General features: G+C 62.2%; 18 protein-coding genes, 1 tRNA gene and 2 pseudogenes (1 of these 21 running past the window's edge). 8 read left to right on the forward strand and 13 right to left on the reverse strand.

Annotated features, from left to right (window positions below):
- The 7 genes from ACZ5YD_RS06555 to ACZ5YD_RS06585 form a co-directional block, all read right to left on the reverse strand.
- Nucleotides 1-1,227: the 5' portion of an RNA-guided endonuclease InsQ/TnpB family protein gene (locus ACZ5YD_RS06555; protein ID WP_379741890.1), read on the reverse strand. The gene continues 15 nt to the left of window position 1, outside the view; the window shows 1,227 of its 1,242 coding nt (coding positions 1-1,227); the start codon lies at nt 1,225-1,227; the stop codon falls past the left edge of the window.
- Between the two features lies 1 nt (nt 1,228).
- Complete coding sequence (tnpA, locus tag ACZ5YD_RS06560) at nt 1,229-1,633, reverse strand: IS200/IS605-like element ISHmu6 family transposase (RefSeq protein ID WP_006652001.1); 405 nt, start codon at nt 1,631-1,633, stop codon at nt 1,229-1,231.
- Between the two features lie 457 nt (nt 1,634-2,090).
- Complete coding sequence (locus ACZ5YD_RS06565; RefSeq protein ID WP_379741894.1) at nt 2,091-3,017, reverse strand: transcription initiation factor IIB; 927 nt, start codon at nt 3,015-3,017, stop codon at nt 2,091-2,093.
- Between the two features lie 131 nt (nt 3,018-3,148).
- Nucleotides 3,149-3,580 (reverse strand): SWIM zinc finger family protein, encoded by a 432-nt coding sequence (locus tag ACZ5YD_RS06570; RefSeq protein WP_379741897.1) that lies wholly within the window; start codon nt 3,578-3,580, stop codon nt 3,149-3,151.
- Nucleotides 3,581-3,665: 85 nt separating this feature from the next.
- Nucleotides 3,666-4,172: a PIN domain-containing protein gene (locus tag ACZ5YD_RS06575; protein WP_379741900.1), complete on the reverse strand. Its 507-nt coding sequence runs from the start codon at nt 4,170-4,172 to the stop codon at nt 3,666-3,668.
- On the reverse strand, nt 4,169-4,537 hold the full coding sequence (locus tag ACZ5YD_RS06580) for a DUF7317 family protein (protein WP_379741917.1): 369 nt from the start codon (nt 4,535-4,537) through the stop codon (nt 4,169-4,171). The genes ACZ5YD_RS06575 and ACZ5YD_RS06580 overlap by 4 nt, the downstream gene beginning before the upstream one ends.
- A gap of 160 nt (nt 4,538-4,697) precedes the next feature.
- Complete coding sequence (locus tag ACZ5YD_RS06585) at nt 4,698-5,156, reverse strand: hypothetical protein (protein ID WP_379741902.1); 459 nt, start codon at nt 5,154-5,156, stop codon at nt 4,698-4,700.
- A gap of 65 nt (nt 5,157-5,221) precedes the next feature.
- On the opposite strand from ACZ5YD_RS06585, the pseudogene ACZ5YD_RS06590 reads away from it, so the two are divergent.
- Nucleotides 5,222-5,515, forward strand: a pseudogene (locus ACZ5YD_RS06590) (restriction endonuclease); the annotation flags it as partial.
- An 85-nt stretch (nt 5,516-5,600) separates the two neighbouring features.
- Here the strand turns inward: ACZ5YD_RS06590 and ACZ5YD_RS06595 are convergent.
- From ACZ5YD_RS06595 to ACZ5YD_RS06605, 3 genes are all read right to left on the reverse strand, one after another.
- Nucleotides 5,601-6,170 carry a hypothetical protein gene (locus ACZ5YD_RS06595; protein WP_379741905.1) on the reverse strand — a complete coding sequence of 190 codons (570 nt, stop codon included), beginning with the start codon at nt 6,168-6,170 and terminating at the stop codon, nt 5,601-5,603.
- Nucleotides 6,167-6,535 (reverse strand): hypothetical protein, encoded by a 369-nt coding sequence (locus ACZ5YD_RS06600; RefSeq protein WP_379741908.1) that lies wholly within the window; start codon nt 6,533-6,535, stop codon nt 6,167-6,169. The genes ACZ5YD_RS06595 and ACZ5YD_RS06600 overlap by 4 nt, the downstream gene beginning before the upstream one ends.
- 298 nt (nt 6,536-6,833) lie before the next feature.
- A complete protein-coding gene (locus ACZ5YD_RS06605; RefSeq protein ID WP_379741911.1) occupies nt 6,834-7,730 on the reverse strand; it encodes an SOSS complex subunit B family protein in 897 nt (298 codons plus the stop codon).
- Nucleotides 7,731-8,524: 794 nt separating this feature from the next.
- Between ACZ5YD_RS06605 and ACZ5YD_RS06610 the strand changes: the two genes are divergently transcribed.
- Together ACZ5YD_RS06610 and ACZ5YD_RS06615 are read left to right on the forward strand one after the other, a co-directional pair.
- Nucleotides 8,525-12,256: a type IV secretory system conjugative DNA transfer family protein gene (locus ACZ5YD_RS06610; protein WP_379738621.1), complete on the forward strand. Its 3,732-nt coding sequence runs from the start codon at nt 8,525-8,527 to the stop codon at nt 12,254-12,256.
- 1,809 nt (nt 12,257-14,065) lie between these two features.
- Nucleotides 14,066-15,289, forward strand: a complete 1,224-nt coding sequence (locus ACZ5YD_RS06615; protein WP_379738623.1) for an orc1/cdc6 family replication initiation protein — start codon at nt 14,066-14,068, stop codon at nt 15,287-15,289.
- 410 nt (nt 15,290-15,699) lie between these two features.
- On the opposite strand, the pseudogene ACZ5YD_RS06620 reads toward ACZ5YD_RS06615, so the two are convergent.
- Nucleotides 15,700-16,280 (reverse strand): annotated as a pseudogene (locus ACZ5YD_RS06620) (hypothetical protein); the annotation flags it as partial.
- Between the two features lie 228 nt (nt 16,281-16,508).
- Between ACZ5YD_RS06620 and ACZ5YD_RS06625 the strand changes: the two are divergent.
- From ACZ5YD_RS06625 to ACZ5YD_RS06640, 4 genes are all read left to right on the forward strand, one after another.
- A complete protein-coding gene (locus ACZ5YD_RS06625; RefSeq protein WP_379738625.1) occupies nt 16,509-17,180 on the forward strand; it encodes a helix-turn-helix domain-containing protein in 672 nt (223 codons plus the stop codon).
- Nucleotides 17,177-17,872, forward strand: a complete 696-nt coding sequence (locus ACZ5YD_RS06630; protein WP_379738627.1) for a hypothetical protein — start codon at nt 17,177-17,179, stop codon at nt 17,870-17,872. The genes ACZ5YD_RS06625 and ACZ5YD_RS06630 overlap by 4 nt, the downstream gene beginning before the upstream one ends.
- A 287-nt stretch (nt 17,873-18,159) precedes the next feature.
- Nucleotides 18,160-19,191: an NAD(P)-dependent alcohol dehydrogenase gene (locus tag ACZ5YD_RS06635; RefSeq protein ID WP_379738629.1), complete on the forward strand. Its 1,032-nt coding sequence runs from the start codon at nt 18,160-18,162 to the stop codon at nt 19,189-19,191.
- Nucleotides 19,192-19,563: 372 nt separating this feature from the next.
- Nucleotides 19,564-19,977, forward strand: coding sequence for a VanZ family protein (locus ACZ5YD_RS06640; protein ID WP_379738631.1), 414 nt, complete (start codon nt 19,564-19,566; stop codon nt 19,975-19,977).
- A gap of 114 nt (nt 19,978-20,091) precedes the next feature.
- On the opposite strand, the gene ACZ5YD_RS06645 is transcribed toward ACZ5YD_RS06640, so the two are convergent.
- Nucleotides 20,092-21,276, reverse strand: coding sequence for a DUF2249 domain-containing protein (locus ACZ5YD_RS06645; RefSeq protein ID WP_379738633.1), 1,185 nt, complete (start codon nt 21,274-21,276; stop codon nt 20,092-20,094).
- Nucleotides 21,277-21,465: 189 nt separating this feature from the next.
- Here ACZ5YD_RS06645 and ACZ5YD_RS06650 point away from each other — a divergent pair, with 189 nt between their 5' ends.
- Complete coding sequence (locus ACZ5YD_RS06650) at nt 21,466-21,777, forward strand: bL17 family ribosomal protein (protein ID WP_379738635.1); 312 nt, start codon at nt 21,466-21,468, stop codon at nt 21,775-21,777.
- Between the two features lie 136 nt (nt 21,778-21,913).
- Here the strand turns inward: ACZ5YD_RS06650 and ACZ5YD_RS06655 are convergent.
- Nucleotides 21,914-21,986, reverse strand: a tRNA-Thr gene (locus ACZ5YD_RS06655).
- Nucleotides 21,987-22,045: the final 59 nt, after the last annotated feature.

Below are 22,045 nucleotides of genomic sequence, written 5' to 3' on the forward strand. Positions count from 1 at the left end.
TGACGCCGTTCGCTCCTTGAGGGTAGGGCTTCCTGCTTCCACGACGCGCTTTGCAGATACGGACGTATCCACAGGGAGCGCAGTCTCCACAGGCGTTGATTCGGAATATCCCACTCCTACATCTTCAAGGCCGCGAGAAAGAATGTTCCACGCCGCGTTAGCGTCCCTGTCCGCCTCAAACCCGCAGGCGGGACAGGAGTGTTCACGGACCCACAACGGCTTCTCCGTCGAGACACCACACGACGCGCACTCCTTGGTCGTCCCTTTTGGTTCGACCGCCACGAAGTGCGTTCCTTCACGCTCGCACTTGTATTCGAGCAACGAGAGGAACGTCCGCCACGCGGCAGACGCCGTGTTGCGGCTGTTCGACGGCGATTCCATCATCCCCTTTACGTTCAGGTCTTCGACTGCTACGAGGTCGTACTCCCGAGCGTAGTAGTTCGAGAGCTTGTGGAAGAAGTCGCGGCGTTTCCGTCGGAGGTCGGCGTGACACTCCGCAACGCGCCGCCGTTGCTTCTCGTAGTTGTTCGACCCGTGTTGCTTCCGCGAGAGCTTCCGTTGGTCGCGCTCCAAACGTTCGCGTTCGTCGGAGAGGTCGAGCGACCCGACCGCCGTGCCATCGGTGTCGTGGGTGTACTTCAGGATACCCACGTCGATGCCGACGCACCTTTCGGGATTCTCAGGCAATTCTGGCGGCTCACGGTCCATTTGGACGCCGAAGGTGGCGAACCACTCGCCCGTCGGCTCTTTCTTGACCGTGACTTGCTTGAGCTTCGCGTTGTCGGGGATGGCGCGGTGGAGCCGTATCGGTATATCCGCGAGTTTCGAGAGTGACAGGACAGTCTGACCGCCCTTCTTGTCGAGCTTGAAGCCAGACTGACTGTACGTGAAACTGCGGAACTCCCGTGGCGGCTTCCACTTGAGCTGACCGACGCCGTAGCCGTTCTCCTTGAGTGCGGAGAGTCCTTTGAGGTTGTCGAACAGGCGTTCCACGACGGTTTGGAGAACCTTCGAGTACACGTCCGAGAGGCCGTCCCACCACTTCTTGAGGTCGGGGAGCTCCGACCGTAGCGTGGTCATGGACGGTAGTTCACCGTGTTCGTCTTGGTACTCATTGAGACGGTAGAGCGTGTGGTTGTACAGTTGCCTACAAATGTCTCGGTGGTGGTCCAACTCCTCACGGTGGGTGTCGGACGGCTTGAGACGGTACTTGTAGGCGTAGTACATTCTACTCGCGTTGGTTCTCGACGTACTGTTTCAGCACATCCAGCGACACCTGCCCCGTCGAGATGAGGCAGTACGAGTCGTTCCAGAACGAGTCGCCCCACAGTTCGGTCTTCAGTTCATCTGCGTACTCGTTGCGGATACGGCGGGCGGTCGCGCCCTTGACCGTGTTGATGAACTTCACGAGGTCTGTGGTTGGTTTCGCTCGGAAGAGGATGTGTACGTGGTCGTCCTCGCCGTCGAGGTTTGTCAGTTCGACACCGTAGTTGTCCGTGAACCCGCTGATGACCTCGTGAATGAATTGGGTTCGCTCCTCGGTTAGCACTCCGCGCCGATACTTCGTGGTGAGTATCAGGTGGTAGTGCAGGGAATACGTCGAGTGCGCTCCCGAGTCGAGGTCGTACTCCATTAGGTTCGATCAATACTATGCTATCCTACTGCAAAACCATTGCTATTGCGTGGGTCTATGAGCCTGTCACTGAATCGTGTATGAGAACTGTGCGGCGCTGTATCCCCTCCCTGCTCGCGCCTCCCATTCGGTCGGCGCTCGCTGAGGAAGGGGGCTTAGCGCCTCAATTCAGCTAAAGACGTCCCCAGGACGCGAAGCGTTCTGGCGTGCGAACGAGACACGACGTGTCTCGTCAACGCGGGAATCCCACCACGGGATTTCAGGCCGGTCGTAGCCCTATGGTTTCAAGACGCATACGTCCCAAGCGTCTCTTGCTGGGTAGCATCGGCTTGGGTGTCTTGTGGGGCGGTCAAACGCCCCCCATCCTCAGCCGAGTCATCGCCATCCGTGTGATTCATGGAACACGACCCACTTCACTCATCATCGCGAAACGAACGCCGAACGCACTCGACGCGGCCTATGCGACCCCCCGATAGCGCTCCGAGAGCGTCCGCGAGTGTGTCCGGATCGTCACGGGCGTCGTATCGGCGACGTCGGCGAGTTCGACCTGTGTCAGGTGACCGGTCGGAGCTGCTTCGTAGAGACACGCGGCCGCGAACCCCGACGGCTGTGCCCCGTTCACGACGTCGTCGCGTCCGGCCAGTTCCGCAAGCCGACGTGCTCGGTACCGAACGCGATCCGGGACGTTGAGTTCAGACGCGAACCGGGAGACGAATTCCTGGGGCCGCATCGGTTCGGTTGGGAGCCCGAGTTCGGCATTCAACACGTAGTACGCGTTCCGCACTCCCGAGGCCCCACAGCGAGCGTATCGCTGGACGTCGACGAGCATCATCGGCCACCCGTTACACCGGGCCGCGCCGTACACGCTTCCCGCGGCCATCGCCTCGATCGACCGTCCCGGAAGGAGATTCTCACGTTGTGCACGACGGAAGAGCCGGCACGCCCGATCCTGGATCGGCGTGGTGAGATCGAGCCCGCCGACGATCCGACGAATCTCGCCCAACCCGTGCGCGAGGTTGCGTTCGGACTTCGTGCGCCAGCGTCCCCGCCGATGTTGCCGTCGAAGCCGGTGCAGGTGGCCACGTTTTCGCGCCGAAATCGGGTTCCCGTAGCCATCGATTCGGCGCCCGATCTCGGTGGACAATCCGCGATCGTGGCGCGCCATCGTGAGCGGGGCGCCCGTCCGATCGCGCTCCGTCTTCTCGAAGGAGCGCCACTCAGGTCCGTAATCGATCCGCTGGTCGTCGACGACGAGCCCGCAGTCCTCACACACCGTTTCGATCGTGTTCGGTCGCACCCGCCCGGAACACTCCGGACACGTCGCCGCAGTGTCTGTCGATACGTCCGCGTCGAGCCCGGTCTCGTAGATCTGTCTCGTTGCCATTGTCGATCTCGAGGCACGATGTACGCACCTCGCACCCTCTCAGGGGGTCGAAAAATTCCGGGCGGGACGGTGGGCTGTCGCAGGATCGATGAGGGGACTCAAGGAGTCGTCTGGCTCCCGGAGGTCGGGACTTACTTAGGGAGGTCCTTGCGGCCGGTTCGAAAACACTCCCAGCAGGGAAAGTCGTTGTCGACGTCCGTACAGGTACACTGGTCCGTGTCCACCTCGTCCGCATGATCGGATGTACCATCGCCCCGAGTGGGTACGACGCCACCGTCGGCGACGAGCTGCATCCGCGTTGCGACCTCAAGGATACGCGGACGTATCGCGATCGCAACTCGATGCTTGCACGGTCCATCATACATGGCGTCCGCGGGGCAGCCACAGCGAGTCGGAACGCCGTCGACGATCGTGACGCGGTACTCGTGCTCGGACGGGTTCGCGTGGCTCTCGTTGCGAACCCGGACGTCGCCGTCGATTAGCGAGAACGCGAACGCCTCGTACTGGGCGCGTTTCAGAATGCGGTTCGGGGGATCGAGTTGCTCCAGCAGTGTTCGAGTCATGGGTGGCTGCGACGTATTCAAGCGCCGCACCCATCAGGGCGCGAAAAACTAGGCGGCGTCAGTCTCGGTCGATTCCGAATATGGCTCAGCGATATGCCGAAATCGTTCGATACGGAACGTAGTAGCCGATCTCGTCGATCCACGTCGAAAGCCACTCGTCAGCGGTTGCCTCATCGATCTTTCCAGCGTCGATCGCCGCTAACAACACACCAACCGAGCCAATGACGGGGACTCCTTGATCCTTTGCAAAGGACCGGGCATCTCCGTCGTCCGTCAACAATCGACCGTCCCGTGCATCCGCGAGTGCGAACGCCTGTGCTTCACCAGGATCCAGATGGTTGCTGACGATCGCTTCACGATTTGCAACGGTGTTGGAGATCGTCGCGACCGGGATCTCGGTGTCCAGGCAATCAAGTGCTGTCTGGAGATAGAGATGGTCGTCAACGCCATCGAAAAGTTCCTCTCGAACCGCGGGAACGGTACCGATACGAGAGATCTCTGCGAGCAATTGCACCTGATCGATGTACGCGAAATTTGAGAGGACAGTCGTGTTCAACACGCTCGGGTTTGGTGGAACGTCGTCGCCGATCATTTCGTACGCGACTCCTCATCGTCCGAAACCTCATCGCTGAATTCGAGCTCACGTGCGGTCTTGGACTCGTAGGCTGCGTCGTCCTCATCAGCGAGTCCGAATCGGAGCTCGACCCCGTGGTCTCGAAGGATCTCGCGCATCGTCCAGCGGTCCACATCAGCAAGTCGGGCAGCGTCACCGAGCGTGACTCGTTCGCGTTCGTAGAGCGCAACTGCGGCCGCAATACGCTCAGTTTCGTTGTCCTCGAAGTATTCGCGAACGAACTCACGGAGTGCATCGCTCTTCCCGCCGAACACTCCCGCCTCGACGGCGCCTTCAATGAGGAGGTCCAAATCCTCGGGATAGGACCCGGTTATGCGTGCCATCGTTCCAGTCACACCTAGGCCTTCATACTATTTATGAATCATGGTGAGGCTGACGCACAGTCGGATTCCTCCCACGGCTAAAGCCGTGGGCTTCCTCCTTGCATCTGTGTGAGGAAGAGGAATTCTTAACCAACAATTCGAAAAATACCGATCGTGTTGGTTAATCTGTGGTCGGAGACTTCCACAGAACGTGCACTGGTGCAACACGGAATCTGTCGAGGCCACCTACAGACGAGTCGTGATGGTGAGTGGTAGCTCGATCTCGGTGTGAGGCCCGAGTGATGTGGGCGATCAGCTCATCGCGAACGGTCTCACGCTTGATGGTCGTTGCACTCCACCCGAGTCGCTCGTCGAAGTGCCGTTTCGTGAACGTATCACCGACGCCGTCGACGGCGATGTACTGCGTCCGTTTCACACCCCACACGTGCCACGAAATCACCTCTGCACCGACCGGTTCGTGCGTCATCTCGACGAGCGCACACTCCACCAACGCGACGATCGACGTCGGACTTCGATCGGTTGGTAACTCCACGTCCAGATGCGCCCACGGTGGTGCCACTTCTGACTGGCTCGGGAGATACTGCGACTCGACGTCGTCGATGGGACTGTCTACAGTCATAAGTCAACACGAGAGCTCACTGCGTGCCCCCGCACCCCTCTGGGGGAGAAAAAATACTCTCGCGGAGCGACGTCGACGAGGCGTCCACCTGCTGGCCGAACTGCGCGGCGATCCCCTGCGCTAGCCACACCAAAACGGAGCATCTGGAAGGCGAGCCGGTCTGTACGGGCTGTGTGGTGACGGAACGGTTCGCGCTGAAGACGACGTATTTCTACGACGAACAGAATTTCGAGGCGTTCCGCGAGGAATACGCCGACATGCCGCTTCACGAGAAGGCGATGGAGAACACGTTTCTGGCCGCGAAGAGCGTGGTCGCGGCGCTACTGGTGATCATTGGGCTGGTCGTCGTCATCACTTAATGCTGTACTCCGATTCGCCAGTCCTGCTACTGGGTGGCAAGTCGATCCGTACTCCTAACGTGTTGTACCTGCTCAGCGGCCATGCTTACGTCTCGAGGCGCTGGAGCAATTGCGTGACGTAGGGACTATTCTCCCGGCTCCGATGCGGACTGATCGTCGTGATCAGCGTTCGAGCCTCCTCGTGGCTCAGATGCCCGTTCCGGGCGTAGTCGACGATGAGCCGCGGCGTCGGGACGATCCGCGGGCCCTGCAGCACGGCGTGAATCAGCGGGAAGTTCGTTCCGCCGAACTCGTCAGTGAGAAACCCGTCGACGTCGAGCGCGTTTGCGAGGACAATGCCATCCGTTTCGCCATCATCGAGACCGAACGTTGGCCGCGAATCTGGCGTGTCGTCGCGTTCGTAGGGGTCCTCGACCGTGTAGTGGGCACGGGCCGCGAGGACGTTGTTGGCAGCCGCGGCGTGGATATCCTGATACTGCGTGATGTCACGGAGTTCAGCGACCACTTCTGGTGGTACGAATACGTCACACGAGGTGAGCAGATACTGAAACGGGTCTGGGACATCGGTACCGACGGTTGCATCCGCACGAGGCACGGCGAGACTGACGAGCGCGCTGGTATCGGCGACGACCGTTCGCAGTCGTCGGCCGCTCATCGCTCGTCGTCGGCTGCAGGCTCGACTGCGGTCGCGTCGCCATCGTAGACGTCGACGTCGTCAGGGGCAGCCAGATCGAGTGGCTCGTCCTCGAGGTCGGCTTTGAGGAGGCGGAGCCGCTGGGCCGTCTCGGCGCCGACCAACTGCTTGACCGTCTCGAACTCGAGCTGACCGTCGTAGTACTTCGTCGCGACCAGCTCCTGGAACGTTTCACTGTCGGCCGTATCCTCGATGTACTCGCGAATCGCCTCGACGAGCAGATCCGTTCGATCCGTGTCGAAGAGCTCCGCGATCGCGTCCAGTCGCTCGACGAGATACTCCGGCGACTGGAAATGGACCCGTCGCGGATCGTCGCTTGCGCTCATCTTGTGTGCAAGTTTTGCATATAGACGGAAAACTGTTTCGCTGAATGTGCAGAGCCTGCACATCGACGGCGAATGGATGGTGGGAGCTCTGGTCGGATTCCTCCCACGGCTGAAGCCGTGGGCTTCCTCCTTGTTCCTCTGTGAAACAGCTGTTAAGTGGGGTTGCGTATGCAAACCCGATCAACCGCTCTCAAGGTTGTGGCTGCGCGCGCAGCGTAGCGAGCACGGAGCGGTGGGTGGGGAGGTGGGGTTTGAGTCGGCGCCCGGCATTAGCAAAAAGGGGGTCGCGACGACCTGGCTACTCCCACCACCGACCGCGCTCGGGGAAATGGACGGTACTCCACCCGGTCAACGCGAGTGAGACGCGCCCCTCGTACCAGTTTCGGGCCGCCCCGTAGATGCGCACCCGTTCGCCCTCGCGCATCCACGGTTGCTTGGACGCCTTCCACACGGTCACTCGAGTCGTTCCACTGTCGTCACTGATGAGTCCGACCTGCGCGATCTTCCGATTCGACGGCTCCCACAACGTCTCGATGCGCCCCTCAACTGCCACCTCTCGTCGATCGACGTCCTCGAGCTTCTCGATCGGCACGATCCGTCCCGACCCCATCTGGAGTTCTTCGAACACCCTGATGACTGCAGCCATCCGACTCGTTCCACGCACCAACTCTTCGGCCACCCGCCGACTGATCGCCGCTCGCGTCCACCCACCGAGCTGCTTCGCCAATCTTCGTGCTTGCCTGTTCACGAACGCCAACTCGTCCTGGGAGAGTTCCTCCCGAGGGTCCGGTCGATCCGGGTCAGCTAACGGGTCCACGCTCGCACGTCGACGTTTGAAGTCCATCTGTCGGGCCGCACTTCCCCGCGCCGCCGCTCTCCGTGTTCGCTCCTCGCGACCCTCCTGGGTCCCGAATGCTGCCCGGGCACTGATGCGCGCCAACTCGTCCTCCCGCGCCCGAATGCACTCCTCCTGTTTCAAGGTCACACCGTGAATCCGCTCCTGGCTCGTGTCGACCATCCCGTCCGGGTGGTTCGCGTCCACTTTCGCTTGCACCTCCATCTGCACCGTCGCCCGCAGCTCCGGCGTTTCGTCGACGACTTCGAACCCGTCCTCGTCGACCTCCGGCTCTTTCTCGTTCTCGAGTGCCTCTTCATCAACCGAAACCTCATTACCAAAGACGTTCTTCTTAGACATTGGAGTTACAGCTCCAAAGGCGCTCACGACGCGCCACCACCCGCGCTCTTACCGCGGGTTTTTCACGACCGTTACCGACAGGAGTCATCTGCGCTCTCGCTCGCGCCTTCGCGCACGCCTTTGGCGGGCGCGAGCGAGAGCGCCCGATACGACGGGCCACAACCAGCCGCGCGCGTCGACCCGCCCGGCGCGAGCGTCCAGCGGAGTAAGCGTAGGGGGCGAGCAGCCGCGCAGCGCAGCCCCCTGCGGTTACCCGCTGGCGTCGAGGGCACATGCACTTTAGCCCGGAACGGGCGCTCGCTGTGCGGAGAGCGCCCGCACGCCCGGAATGGTCGGTCGCGAGCGAAGCGAGGCGCGACCCTGGGAGCGCCTCGGTGCGCCGGGCGGCACGCGGCGAGCGGGGCGTGCCGTCACGAACCACCCGTCCAACCGACTGGACGCCCGGCCACCCAGCCGGCGTCCTGGTGGACTTCGAAAGGGCGAGGTCGACTCGATGTCCCCCGACCGCGCAAGCACCGCAGGCACGAGGAGCGCAGCTCGGTCGCGGGGCGTCGAGCGGTCGAGGGCTTTCTGAGAGCGGACGTCCCCCAGAGTATCGAGACACGCAACGAGACAGCCACCAACCGATCGTCGATCACACTATCTGTCAACGAAATATATCAACTATAAATGCTTGTAAAACACAACATATGATCGACGTTCGACACACTTAATGAGTCGAACTTTCAGCGTTCGATCACGAGATCGGAACGATCGCTGATCGGCAGACGAATCGTCTCGATACTCAACAACACATGTCGACGGGAGAAAACTTCACGACGGAACGGACGTACGTATACGTCCACGCGAGCAATGAACCCCTCCAGCCGGAGCAGTTGATTCGGACACTTCGCCGGCTACATCACATCGAGGAAGGCGGATTTCTCGAATCGGCGACGAAACCGACCTACGAATGGCTCTTCGTCGCGAACGGAAGGGCCGGACTGACGGGCGAGCGTCGAATCGACTGGTACGTTGGCGTCGACGACGAGGACGCCCTCAGCAGACTCAAACGCGGGTTACGAGAAATACTCCCGACATCGGTCGATCTAATTGAATTCGACCTCTCGCTTGACGACATTCTCGACGTCCCGAATCCGAAGCTGCTTGGGATCGACGAAACTGATGAAGACGATGAACGAAACGAAGACGGAGACGATCTCGGCGAAGACGGAGACGACATCGACGAAGTGAAGCGATCGGCGGAGTGGGACGTGGCCGGGTTGGAGTGGGAGGGGGTCGGATCACGGCCGGACGACTGGCAGTATCCGCTTCCGTCGGTTGCGTCGTTCGACGGCGACTGGCCGCTGACGAACGTCCTCCACGGGCTGGCAACGACCAGCGCGCCCGCGATCGTCCAGATACTGGTCACGCCGAAACCCGACTGGACCGCCGAACGGGACGATCGGATCATCGATCTGGAGCTCCACAGCGACCTCCGACGCAACGCGTTTGCACAGACCGTGATCGTCCCGCTCCTCTTCGGCGCGGACGCCGTCACGGAGACGGAGACCGACACGAAGACGTCGTCGAGAAGCGTCCGGCGAACGGGAAACGCGTCGCCCGTCACCCGACCGGAACCGAGACGACGTGACGACACGACCATGGCTGCCGAAAACGCCCGGCGCGTGGAGGGGATCGAGACGGCCGAAACCCGCGAATCGTTCACGGTGAACGCCCGCGCGGTCGCGTTCGGAAGCGACGGCAGGCAACCACACGAAACGCTCCACGAACTCGCATCCGGATTTGCCGGCATGCGAGGCGAGTATTACCGGATCGAATCTACGCAGTACGACTACGGCACGAGCGAGGCAGCCGACCTCTTCGAGCGAGTCTGTGACCGCACGTGTCACACCTCGCCGAAACGCCGGGCACACATCCTGCCGTGGCGACGAAACGCGAGCCCGGCGATCGTCGCCGACCGATACGCGGCCGGGGCGTTCATCGGAGTGAACGGATCCGGGGTGAGTCCGGCGACGAGCAGCGCACTTGCCCCAGTACCGCAGGATCGAACCGGGATCGAACTCCCGCCGGGGAGGGTGCTCAAACGGTATCTCGACACCGAGGGGATGACCATCGGTCGGCCGAAGACCGCAGACCGGGTCACCCTCGAGGCGGACCTGACGCTGCCGCCGAGCATGCAGTCACTGCACGTCGGGCTCTTCGGAACGACCGGCGCCGGGAAAACGGTCCTCGGACAGGGCATGCATCTCGAGAACCACGCGGCGACGGACGGCGCGACGATCTACATCGACTCGAAGGGTGACGGCGGTCCGAGAGACTACGCGGATATGCATGTCGCCCGCTACGGCGGACTCGACGACGTCTACTACTTCGACTGTTCGGAGACGCTGCCCGGATTGCCGTTCCTCACCATCGAGCCGATGGTGTCTGACGGCCTCGACCGCGAGTGGGCGGTCAACACGGTCACGGAACACTACATCGACCTCCTCGCGGCGACGATGGGACACGAGCAGTTCTACAGCGCTGAGGCCGCCGTCGGAGTGATCGAACAGCTCGTGCGCGCGCTGTTCGATCCGGTCCACGGGACGGACTCCATCGACCAGCAGGACCTGCTGGCGGCCGCGGCACGGTTTCACGAGACGGGGACGCCACCGCCGGTCTCGGACGGCGCGCTCTACCAGAAGCTGGCCAGCACGGCCGCCAACGCCCACAAGACGTTCGACAGCATCATGGGTGCGGTGGTTCGGCGTCTCGGGGTTTTGACCAACGATCGGCGGCTGGCACCGCTGTTCGAGGGACACGCCGACGAGGATTCGACCTTCGACTTGCGCGCGGCGCTCGATGAGGACTGCGTCATCGTTCTCGACATGAGCGGCTACCTCGACCGCTCGCGAACGCTGCTGTCCATGGTGGTGTTGTCACAGCTCTGGCGTGCACTCCAGCGACGACGCGCGGAGGCGGCGAAGGGGACGAGCCTGCCGCTCGTCAACTGCTACATCGAGGAGGCCGCGGATCTCGCCGCGACCGGCATCCTCGACACGCTGCTCTCCCAGGGTCGTGGGTTCGACCTGTCGCTCACGCTTGCGATGCAGTTCCCCGGCCAGCTTCGAACCTCCCACCCCCGCGTCTACGATGAGTTACTCAACGACGTCGGGACGGTCATCACCGGGAACATCGCCGTGGATGACCGGCTCGCCGAACGGTTCGCCACGAGCGACATGCCGGTCGAGGACGTGACCACACGGATCGGGATGCTCGACCTCGGGGAGTGGTTCGTCCAGCCGGCCGCGCCGTTCGCCGAACGGAAGCCGCGACCGTTCGTCGTGGCCTCGCCGCCGCTCCCGCCGGGCTATCCGGACGGAACGGACTCGAGCGCCGCACCCGAAGGTGGATACACCAGAGCGTTCCAGAACGCGAAGGAGCGGGCGAGAGACCACCACGGCGTTCCGGTCGGCCAGCCGGCCAGTGGGAGCGCGGATCCGACCTCGCTCGATGGGCCGATGACGGGATCGGTCGCCGCCCTCGCGGCCGCCACGGCGACCATTCCACACACCGAGCGATTCCCGGACGAACTCTCCTACATCGACGAGCCGCCGTATCCGCTCGTGTGTTCGACGTGTGAGACGCGATACGCGTCGACGCCCGAGGGGATGCGACGCGCGATCGAGTGTCACAACGCGATCGCGGACGTCGACCGCGACGACATCCCGGTCTGTTCGCTCGACCTCCAGTTGACGAGCGGGGAGCGGGCCGCAAGCGCCTACAGCGACGCGCAACTCCGGCTGCTCACGGCGGTGTACATGGCCCACCAACAGCGGTTCGACCCGATACTCGAGTACGACATCGTCTGGGACTCCATGACGTTGCTCGAGGCGTACGTGGGCATCGAGACGGACGAGGTCCAGGAGCTGCTCGACGACGACCTGTTGCGGGTCGACTGTCGCCGCCCACACAAGCTCTACACGGTCACGCCGGCGGGCAGAGACGCGATCGGGATCGGCCATCGGGAGGGCATCGCCTACGGCGACGGAACGGGCGACCTCTCCGAGTCGAGCCTCCACGTCGCGATGGTCGAGGTCGGCGCCCGGCTGTTCGAACAGGAGTTCGTCGGCCCGGAGGCACCCGGGGCGCGCGTCGCCCGGTATCACGGGATCGATGACGGTCGCCTCGACGTCGCGGTGCTCGACGAGGAAGCGGAGATCGTCGCGACGCTGGAGGCCGAGCGAATCAACAACGATCGGGCCGAGGCGATCCCCGCGGACTTCGACAAGATGGCGGCGTGCGACCCCACGACGTCGTGGTGGCTGGTGAAGGCGCGCAGCGACGCCCACCGGCTCCTGAAGGCGCTTCACGATCCGGCCGACGACGAGCCACGCGTGGAGCGAACCTACAGCGAGAACATGCCGCCACGCGACTACCGGCTCGACACCGCCGGGCTCACCGACGTCTACACGTTCGAATACGCCCGCGATACGCTCCTCGAGGCGTCCGAACCGGCTGCTGACGACGTCCTCGAGTTTTGAACCACCGAGGAGTACCGACGACGGTCTCGGCCACGATTCACACGTCACCCGGTCCGAACGTCCGGGACGGCGAGTGTCGTTCGACCCATCGGTCGTGAACGGATGTCGAACGACACCGACAAGCGACCATATCGAAAGAGTCGAGCACCATTCTCCCGACGACGGCCCCACGAACTCGATCGCAAGGTGACCGTGGGTGACAGATTACTACAGAGGGAGATTCATCCGCAATTACTGCTGTACGGCCGTTTGTGGGGGATCGGTCGTTTTGGTGTGGGGCTTCGTCGACGACGATCGGAGAGCGAGCACGGGCGCATAGGACCCGATCATCGAACAGGGAATGCTCCGAGGCCGGTATTCGACGACTCGAGACGGTGAGAACGATCGCGTATTTGCACGTCGTCATCGTGAAACCCACAGCCGTCGCCGATGTGGAGGCGGATCGCGGCGTCGAGAGCCCGTGTGGGCAGTCACGAGCGCATGGCTACTGATCCCTCGTCAAGCGAGCGAGCACACGGGGGTCGGCCCCACCGTGTTGATGATCGAACTGGTGTTTCGTGCGGATTGTCTATCGGCAAAACCGACAGACTGCACCGGTGTGTAGTTGGATCGAGATGGGCGTGCAGCCGAGAGAGGGAGAGCGACGTCGACGACTTCGAGATGGAGCGTGAGCGATCGACACGAGACGCCGAGGCGACGTCACGTCCGAGGCGACGTCACGACTGTGACGAGGCGCCCAGAGGCTCGACGCGAAATGCTCGTGGTGAGCCGTACGAGAAGGAGACCGAGGATCGACTCGGAATCGGTCGGACGTCGACGTCGATACGTGTAGACCGGCGTGCTCGTGAACGAAGCGATGGGCGACTCTCGAGGTCGAAGCGATCGAGACATACCCACCCAGTTCGTGACCCAGAGCGGATGGACAGCGTGTTCGGACACGTCCACTCGCGAACGCGCCCCCGAATGGGTGATCGAGTGTCTAGAGCCTAGAGTTTAGGGCACCGAAGCCGATCGACATTCAGCAGGCTCCCATTGGCCGATCGACGGTTAGGTAGCCACGATCGCAAACAGATCGGCGTTCGGACACCCAAGGCCGTCCCATACGGATCGACAGGTGGACAGCCCAGAGTGCGACCATTTCGGGATACCGTTCGGACAGATGTGGTTCGATCTGTACGGATCGCGATCGCTCGAACAGGGATGTAGGACCGAGCTATGCCGATCGACGTTCAGGAGGGCCCGCCCAACAGATCGGCGTGTAGACAGCCCACGGTTTAGCGTAAGACGGAGCGGCAGGTGGACAGCCCAGAGCGACAGCAGCGGAACAGCGTTCGGACAGCTAGAGCGAAGACCCGTACAAATGACCTTAACGAACACTTTGCGGATGGAAATCTCTCTGTAGTCCTAGAGACTCCCAATCGGATAGAACAATTATGATTCCCCACCTCCCCCACCCCACCGTGTCGAGTGTTCTCTCGAGATATTCGATCCGGTTTGACGATCGTCGCGATCATCGGAGCGAACGCACTATCACACCCACCCCACCGTGTCGAGTGTTCTCTCGAGATATTCGATCCGGTTTGACGATCGTCGCGATCATCGGAGCGAACGCACTATCACACCCACCCCACCGTGTCGAGTGTTTCGGAACCGAAGGGGGGTGAACATCCCGATAGGGCCTTCGAACGCTGGTCCCACACCCTGTATGATGTCGTGTGAAACGCTGATTTCGTCTTGCGATATTCATTTCACCCGACGCATTCGACGCGGTGGTTTTATTAGCCGGTCCAGAGTACGGGAAAGCATCAGATGGCGACGTTCACGCGGGACACGGAGATATTTCGTGACGAGGATATGCTCCGGGAGGACTACCAACCGGATTCGATCGCCGGACGAGAAGCGGTTTTGGACGCCTACAAGACCGCGTTGCAGCCGGTGGTCAACGGTGCACAACCACGAAACGTGTTTCTCTACGGAAAAACTGGTGTCGGGAAAACTGCCGTGTCTCGGTATCTACTCGATGAATTGCAACAGGACACGATGCGGTACGACGATGTCGATCTCTCCGTATTCTGGCTGAACTGTACAAACCTATCGTCGTCGTATCAAGTGGCGGTCAATCTCGTGAACACGCTCCGCTCCGTCGACGACCAGATCAGTACGACCGGCTATCCACAACAACGCGTGTTCGACCTGCTGTATGAGGAACTCGATACGGTGGGCGGAACCGTTCTGCTCGTCTTGGACGAGATCGATCACATCGGAACCGATGACGAGATTCTCTATGAGATCCCGAGAGCACGATCGAACGGCTATCTAACCGACGTGAAGCCGGGAGTCATCGGGATCAGCAACGATTTCGGATTTCGAGAATCCCTCTCTCCGAAAGTCAAGGATACGCTCTGCGAGGAGGAGATCCACTTTTCGCCATACAACGCCGTCGAGCTGGAGGAGATACTCCATCGACGTGCTGAGGAGGCGCTCTACGATGACGCGACGGGCTCCGGCGTAATATCGCTGTGTGCCGCGACGGCCGCACAGGACACGGGGAGTGCTCGGCAAGCACTGGACCTCCTGTATAAGGCCGGAGAGATCGCTCGGGCTGGCGATCAATCTCGGATCGCCGAATCCGACGTGTATGAAGCTCGTAACAAACTGGAGCAGAGTCAGATCGAACAGGGCATGCGTGAGCTGACGAAACACGGTCATCTTGCGCTGGTAGCGACGCTTCAGCTCGCATTGGAGGAAGAGACTCCAACCAGAGTACGCGAAATTTTCCCGCGATATCGGGCGATCGCGAGACATTCCGACGTCGATCCTCTCGTTCGACGTCGAATGCATGATCACCTCGCCGACCTAGCGATGCTCGGCATTCTCGACCGACACGGTCGAAACGAGGGACGCTCCGGCGGGCAATACTACGAGTACCAGTTCAGCGTCGATCTCGATCTCGTCATCGACGCTGTGGACGACTTTGAGAACGTGACGCTCCCCCGAACGGTCGCTCGTTCGATCCGAGCCCGAAATCGCTGAGAACACTCGACATGGTGGGGTGGGTGGGAGGGACTGTTCGTTCCAGAGACCGGATCGCTCCCGACAGAAACACTCGACACAGTGGGGTGATGGGGAAGAACCAAGACGGCGACTGTACTCGGCGCCCCGAACAGTCGACGCGGTGGAGTCCCCTTCACTCACCCGGCGTTCATGAACCGTTTTGTGACTTAACTCAACTGCGAGTGGCCAAGATTCTTCGACGAGAACACACCTCGTACCGAGTGAAGTCCTCAACAACCACCGCTAAAGTCGTCCCCTAGTCCTTCACGACTTCGAGATCGAACTCGATTACGGTGGCGACCACATCTGAACCATCATTGCGATGGGTTTCGGCCTTGGGAGCCATTCGTCTCCGACGAATCCCACACGGATCGGAACGTCGAACCACGCTCAAGCGCACCTCGTACGGAGCGGTGGGTGGATCGCGGCTCGAGATCGTCGTGCTGGGTCGAGTGCTCCGTGACGACCATCCGATCGCGTACGTCGCCGGCGCGGCCGCCGTCTGGAGCAACCGCAGCCTCGGGACCCTAGAGACGATCCGCAAGTAGAGTTTCGACCGGATGTCCCTCCAGCCACAGGTAGTGGACTTCCCGCCGTTCGCGATGATCGGAGGAGCCACAGGCGGCAGCACTCCCAGTCCAGACACGCCACGCCCCGAGTGCTGCCATCACGTCGACGATGACTCACGGAAGCGAGTACATTCCGCCTGCGGCGGAACCGTCTCCCACCACTCGACGTCGTCGTCGTCCCAGCTCTCGTACATCGCGTTGTCCTCCCCGTAGCCGACGGTCACGCTGTCGACCTGCGGTACCTTCACCGATGTCTCGTCAGCCTTGCCTTCGAGCAGCCGAAGGACGGCGTACCGGAGATACTCGTGATTCAGATTGTCTGAAGATTGGGCAACTTGGTCATGGTGCTCTGCGACTCGCTCTGCCTCGTCGAGAACTGTCGTTAGATATCGGTGGGTCATGGGTCGGTGGAGACGGGAGTGTGCCTCCACCCCTCCGCGGGCGCAGAAAAACTTAACCAACGAATAGCGATCATTCGTATCCTCTGTTGGTTAATCTCTCTCTGCTCGAATGCTGCGCCGGATCGGACTACCGGAGCCAAGAATTGTATATCTGTATAGAGATAACTCAATAGGAAATACGGGGGACAAGACTATTACAGTTAGATGTGATACCGATAACTAGCGATGATGGAGTACGTCGACGAGACCGCGGCGAAGATCATGGTTGCGGCCCGGCCGGGCGACTCGATCCGTCGAATCGCCCAGAAGATCGACGGCTCCTACTCGTGGGTCTACGACTGGATCGAGCGGTTGGAGGACGCAGGCTTCATCCGGCGTGAGGACGGCGTCTACATCGAGAAGTACGCTGTCAGGGATCGCTACTACGATCTCGTCGCGGCCATCTCTCGCGCCGTTCCCCCCTCGATCGACGACGGCTACGTCATTCCGCACTTCGCCGGGATGCCCTTTGCGTACACGAAAATCGACGGCGTCTACGTCTGGACCCACGGCGGCTATCAGATCGCCCGCGGCCACGACGACTACCCGATCTTCATCCAGGTCGCCGATCAGGACGTCGAACGGTGGACGGCGTTTTTCGACGAGTTCGGGATACCGAGTACCATCGAGGAACGACGAGACGTCCCCGACCACGACGCGCCGGTCTCGTACGTCTTAATTCCCAAATCGGGGGACCTCACTCGCGAGTGGGTCGACGGCAATCCGGCCGTGCCGTTGGACGAGACGATCGAGCACATGATGGAGTATCGGGTGAACTACGAGCCGGCGTTGGAGATGATCGGCGATGAGTACGACCGCGATATCGACGCGTCCCACGAGGATCCGCGTCTCGATGCATGAGCCTCGGCGAACGCGAAGACGAGCTGCTGGACACCCTGGAGACAGTCAATGACGCCGAATTGCCGTACGTCCTGGTCGGCGGATGGGCGATAGCGGCGTTCAATCAGCGCTTCACCACGGACGTCGACGTCGTCATTCCGGCGCAAGCGATCGACGACTACGCTGAACTCCTCGCTGACCGGGGCTACGAGAAAATTGCCGACGTCGAACGAAACGATCTCTACGAGGGCCGTACCGTCCGGTTTGAGAAGGACATCGGCAACCCGGTTCGATTTGATGCCATGGTCGACGTGTTGGGTTGTCGACAGACGGCGGCCGAGTGGTCGTATCGCTATCTGGTACAGCACTCCGTCGCGGAGGAGCTGCGAACCGTTCGACCGATAACGGCCAGGATCCCGGAGCGAGAACTGTTGTTTGCCGTGAAACTCCACAGCGGCCGCAAGGCGGATTCCCGGGATTTGGTGGCGCTCGCCGCAGGAGTGGATTTCGATCGAATCGCGACCCACCTCCATCGCGGCGATCTCGAAAAACTCGTGGGTCGTATCGATACCGTGCTTGAACGACTCACCTCGGAGGGGTTCGCGGATGCGTTTAAGGGGGTCTTCGAACAAGGGACTACCCCGGAGCAGGACGTCGAGACGGTCGTCCAATTCCTGGATGACCAACGGCGTCACCTTGATGCCGACGCGTGAGACAGCTCACCCCTCGAGCACGTGGATGATCTCTCGGGCCGACAGACCCGATCGAGTCGATCACAGAGCACCTCGGAGTCATCACCGGGGTTCGTGGCGACCTCACGCACGAGGAGACGAAGACGGTCATCGACGTCGAGCAATACTGACCGGAATGCACTCGACACGGTGGGGGCAGGAACCGAACGACGACTGTACTCGGTGACCCGAACACCCGACTGAGTGGATCCCCGTCACCAAATCCCATGATCGGATTCATTATGGGAGCGGTTCCCGATGGATGAACGATGCAAGCCGCGGTACTCGAGGACGAACGGACGGTACGGATCGAAACGCGGGACGGACCGACGCCGGCGGCCGATGCGGTGGTGGTCCGAATCGAACACGTCGGAATCTGTGGGTCCGACATGCACTACTACGAACATGGCCACAACGGGGACAACGAGCTGGACGTGCCCACGATCATGGGGCACGAATCCGCCGGCACGATCGTCGAGACGGGCGCGGACGTCACCGGATCGTCGGTCGGCGATCGAGTGGCCCTGGAACCGGGCGTTCCATGCGGATCGTGTCGATACTGTGATATCGACGAGTACAACCTCTGTGAGGACGTGCGGTTCATGGCCTCGCCGCCCGACGACGGCGCGCTGGTCGAGTACGTCGCGTGGCCCGCCCAACGGACGTATTCGCTCCCGGAGTCCGTCTCGACGCGTGCCGGGGCGCTCTGCGAGCCGCTGAGCGTGGCGATCCACGCGAACCGTCGGGGAAACGTCGGCTCGGGTGACACCGTCCTCGTGACCGGATGCGGCCCGATCGGGCTGTTGTGCATGGACGCCGCGTACGCCGCGGGGGCCGAGGACGTGATCGTCGCCGACATCGTCGAGCGAAAGCTCGAACTGGCGACCGAACGGGGAGCAGCACACGCGATCCGAACGGACGAGCGATCGCTGGTCGATGCCGTCGACGAGCTCACCGACGGTGGCGTCGACGTCGTCCTGGAGTGTTCGGGCGCGGAGGCGGTGATCGACCGGACGGTCGAGAGCGTCCGCAAGGGCGGCCAGGTGGTCTTCGTCGGCCTCCCGCAGGATCCGGAACTACCGACGGACGTCTTCGGTCTCATCGACAACGAGCTGGACATCAGCGGCTCGTTCCGCTTCCGAAACACGTATGCGGAGGCCATCGAGCTGCTGGCGTCGGGAGCGGTCGAGGTCGAATCGCTCGTCGACTTCGAGCTGCCCCTCGTGGACACCGGACGTGCGTTCGAGCGGGCCGCGGATCCCGAGGTGGTCAAGGGAATGATCGCGGTGAACGGGACGTGAGCCCGCGATGGACACGGTCGCACGATCGATGCGGATTCGATCGGAATCCTACTCGAGTGAGCCCCGCAGCTGGGCAACGTAGGGGCTGTCCTCCCAGCTCCGATGCGGAGTGATCGTTGCCAACAGCGTTCGACAAGCAATGAAAAAAGCGTGTCGCCAAAGATCCGGGCTACGGTGGGCCCTCCGCGTCGTTGATCCCCGCAAACGTTTCGTGGGTGGAGGCGTATCGCCACCGCTGGAGGATCGCTCGAGCCGGCCTTCCGTCGTCAAGAACACTTGAGGCGGTGGGGTCTCCCTCGCTCACCCACTCGCCCGTCGATCACGAACCGTTTTGTGCCTCGACCGAACGACCCCCTGTATGGTGGACGTCCCGTGAGTCGACTGCGGATCCCCTTGCTTCCGGACCGACTCCGCCTCGCCGGCGTCGTGATCGTCGCGAGCGTGATCGGGTACTACTCCGTGTTCGCCCCGCCTGGATCCGGTGCGATCGAGATGGGGCCGTTCGGCATGCTCCCGTACTCGACGTGGCTTCACCTCATGGCGTACACGGGCCTCGGCGGCTCGATCGGGTACGCGCTCTACGGCCGATCGGCGTCGATCGCGACCCAAAACGTCACCACGTTCCTCGCGACGTGGGGCTACGGGATCGCGATCGAAGTGGTCCAGCGACCCCTGCCCGACCGCACGTTCGCGGTCGTGGACATGGCCGTGAACGCGCTCGGCGCCGCGCTCGCGGTCGGCGTGTGGCTCCTTCTCCACCGATACGTCGACCTCCACGAGGTGTGAGCGCCTGCACACGACGGAGTTCCGATCCGACCGAATCCGGTCCGGTCGGGGTGGCGCCGTCGTCTTTGATCTCCTCCTGCGCCTGAAGACGCAAGTATACGGTCGGACGATGCGTCAAAACGGCGCTTCCGGCTCGCTGCTCGCGGCGTCGTCGGGCTCGTCCGTCGCGGCCTTCGCGATCAGCACCCTGAACTCGCCGGCGTCACGCTTGCGGTACTCCCACCGGAACGCCGGGCCGGCTTCGGCCTCGAACTGGTGGTACAGCGGCTTGGGGTCGTGGTCGTTGACCAGCACGAACCCCGTTCCCGTCTCCAACTCGTCGTAGGCGTCGAAGATCTGCTCGTGGCGTTGCGCCGGGGGGAGATCCCTGACGTCGAACTCTTTGATCACGTCGAGCGCCTCCTCGTCGGTTGGTGAGGTCGTCGTCTGGGTCGCGTCGCCGTCGCGATCGTCTCCATCGTCGTCGCCGCGATGTTCGTCACGGTCGCCGCCGTGGCGGTCATCGCCGGTTCGGCCGTCGACGTCGTGGCCACCGACACCGGGGGACTTCGTGATCTGGACGCGACAGCGTCCGGGTTCGGACTCCACGACCTCCCAAGAGAACGAGTCGCCGTACTGCCGTTCGAACTCCCGATGGAGGGGACGCGGTTCGTGGGCAGCGACGATCTCCATGATTCCTCCCTCGGGGATCATGCCGTAGCGGTGGTGGATCGTGGGATGGCGTTCCTGTTTGGGGATCTCGCGGACGTCGTACCGGGTGATGACGTCGTCGGTGGCGGCCCCTCTGTTGGCCTCCTCGGAGCCGACGTCCTCAGAGCCGACGCCCTTGGAGTCGGCGTTCCTGCGTATCTCGACGCGCCACTCACCCGCGTCACGGCTCGCGTACTCCCAGTCGATCACGTCGCCATGCATCGATCGAAGCTCGTGGTACAGCGGCTTCGGGTCGTGGTCGTTGACCAGCACGAATTCCTCGCCCGCGGGCAACTCCTCGAAGAGATCGAGGAGGACCTCGTGTCGCCGCTGGGGCGTCAGATCGCGGACGTCGATCGTCGCGAGCGCGTCATCCGCGAGCGGCTCCCCGACGGTCACGTCGAGTTCGCGAGGCTCCGTATCGGGATCCGCGTGCTCCCAGGCCAGCCTGCGGTCACGCTCGATCTGATAGCGGACCAGGTGGACGTCGACGTCCCCGTCGGCCGTGATCGCGAGCGTGTCGCCGGGATCGGCCCCGTCGATCGCATCGAAGAGGCTCTCACGGCGGTCCGATTCCCCGTCGTCTCGCAGATCGATGTCCGTCGCCATCCCGCGGGAGTTCCCGCCGTGAACAAATGGGGTTTGGGACGAAGCGATTCGGGGTGGGGATCGGGAGGGTGGAACCGTGCATCGACCGGGACGTGAAACGTCCCCATCGATCGGGTACCCGCGAGGCGACGTTCGGCGGCGAATACGTTCGCACGCGCCCATTTGGGAACCGAAGACATAGGACGCCCAATGAGCGAGCGAAAGGCCGAACTTCGCCAGCTATCGAGCGAGCTTCGAGAACACGAGGCGATCGCCGACGCGTTTCCGGCGCGGAGTTTCGCCGACCGGCTCGTGATCGTTGACGTCGGCGACGAGCCGGCCGACACCGACGCGACGGTCCCGGACGGCGTGGTGGATCGCCTCGGGGATCACGACCTCCGTGCAGCCGAGGAGGTCTACGGCGACGACGGGGGAAGCACGTTCGCCGGCGACATCGGGGACGCGACCCGCCATCACTTCGTCGACGTGCGGCAGGAGGATTCACGCCAGTTCGAGGGGTGATTTCCGCTTCTCGCGTCGATCACGGCCGACGTTCCGAGAGGATCCAGGGAAGAGATCGTGGACCACGGTCGGAGCAAAGCTCCTCCCTGATCCAAATTCCTCTCTCGGCTGTCAGCCTCACTACGTTCGGCAGGAAAGCCGGAGGAGGGATTTGAACCCTCGACCTATTCCTTACGAAGGAATCGCTCTGCCAGCTGAGCTACTCCGGCGCGTCCGGTTTCGTCTACCCGGATGAGTAAAATAAGCCTTCCGAAACCCCGATACGACG

This window comes from Halopenitus salinus, assembly GCF_055397165.1.

Bases quoted from the DNA above. Each gene is read 5' to 3' on its own strand.
- ACZ5YD_RS06650 (WP_379738635.1), top strand. From the start codon at position 21,466: ATGAGCGAGCGAAAGGCCGAACTTCGCCAGCTATCGAGCGAGCTTCGA.
- ACZ5YD_RS06585 (WP_379741902.1), bottom strand. From the start codon at position 5,156: ATGACTGTAGACAGTCCCATCGACGACGTCGAGTCGCAGTATCTCCCG.
- ACZ5YD_RS06565 (WP_379741894.1), bottom strand. From the start codon at position 3,017: ATGGCAACGAGACAGATCTACGAGACCGGGCTCGACGCGGACGTATCG.
- ACZ5YD_RS06645 (WP_379738633.1), bottom strand. From the start codon at position 21,276: ATGGCGACGGACATCGATCTGCGAGACGACGGGGAATCGGACCGCCGT.
- ACZ5YD_RS06635 (WP_379738629.1), top strand. From the start codon at position 18,160: ATGCAAGCCGCGGTACTCGAGGACGAACGGACGGTACGGATCGAAACG.
- ACZ5YD_RS06610 (WP_379738621.1), top strand. From the start codon at position 8,525: ATGTCGACGGGAGAAAACTTCACGACGGAACGGACGTACGTATACGTC.
- ACZ5YD_RS06570 (WP_379741897.1), bottom strand. From the start codon at position 3,580: ATGACTCGAACACTGCTGGAGCAACTCGATCCCCCGAACCGCATTCTG.
- ACZ5YD_RS06575 (WP_379741900.1), bottom strand. From the start codon at position 4,172: ATGATCGGCGACGACGTTCCACCAAACCCGAGCGTGTTGAACACGACT.
- ACZ5YD_RS06600 (WP_379741908.1), bottom strand. From the start codon at position 6,535: ATGAGCGCAAGCGACGATCCGCGACGGGTCCATTTCCAGTCGCCGGAG.
- ACZ5YD_RS06615 (WP_379738623.1), top strand. From the start codon at position 14,066: ATGGCGACGTTCACGCGGGACACGGAGATATTTCGTGACGAGGATATG.
- ACZ5YD_RS06605 (WP_379741911.1), bottom strand. From the start codon at position 7,730: ATGTCTAAGAAGAACGTCTTTGGTAATGAGGTTTCGGTTGATGAAGAG.
- ACZ5YD_RS06595 (WP_379741905.1), bottom strand. From the start codon at position 6,170: ATGAGCGGCCGACGACTGCGAACGGTCGTCGCCGATACCAGCGCGCTC.
- ACZ5YD_RS06625 (WP_379738625.1), top strand. From the start codon at position 16,509: ATGGAGTACGTCGACGAGACCGCGGCGAAGATCATGGTTGCGGCCCGG.
- ACZ5YD_RS06580 (WP_379741917.1), bottom strand. From the start codon at position 4,537: ATGGCACGCATAACCGGGTCCTATCCCGAGGATTTGGACCTCCTCATT.
- tnpA (WP_006652001.1), bottom strand. From the start codon at position 1,633: ATGGAGTACGACCTCGACTCGGGAGCGCACTCGACGTATTCCCTGCAC.
- ACZ5YD_RS06630 (WP_379738627.1), top strand. From the start codon at position 17,177: ATGAGCCTCGGCGAACGCGAAGACGAGCTGCTGGACACCCTGGAGACA.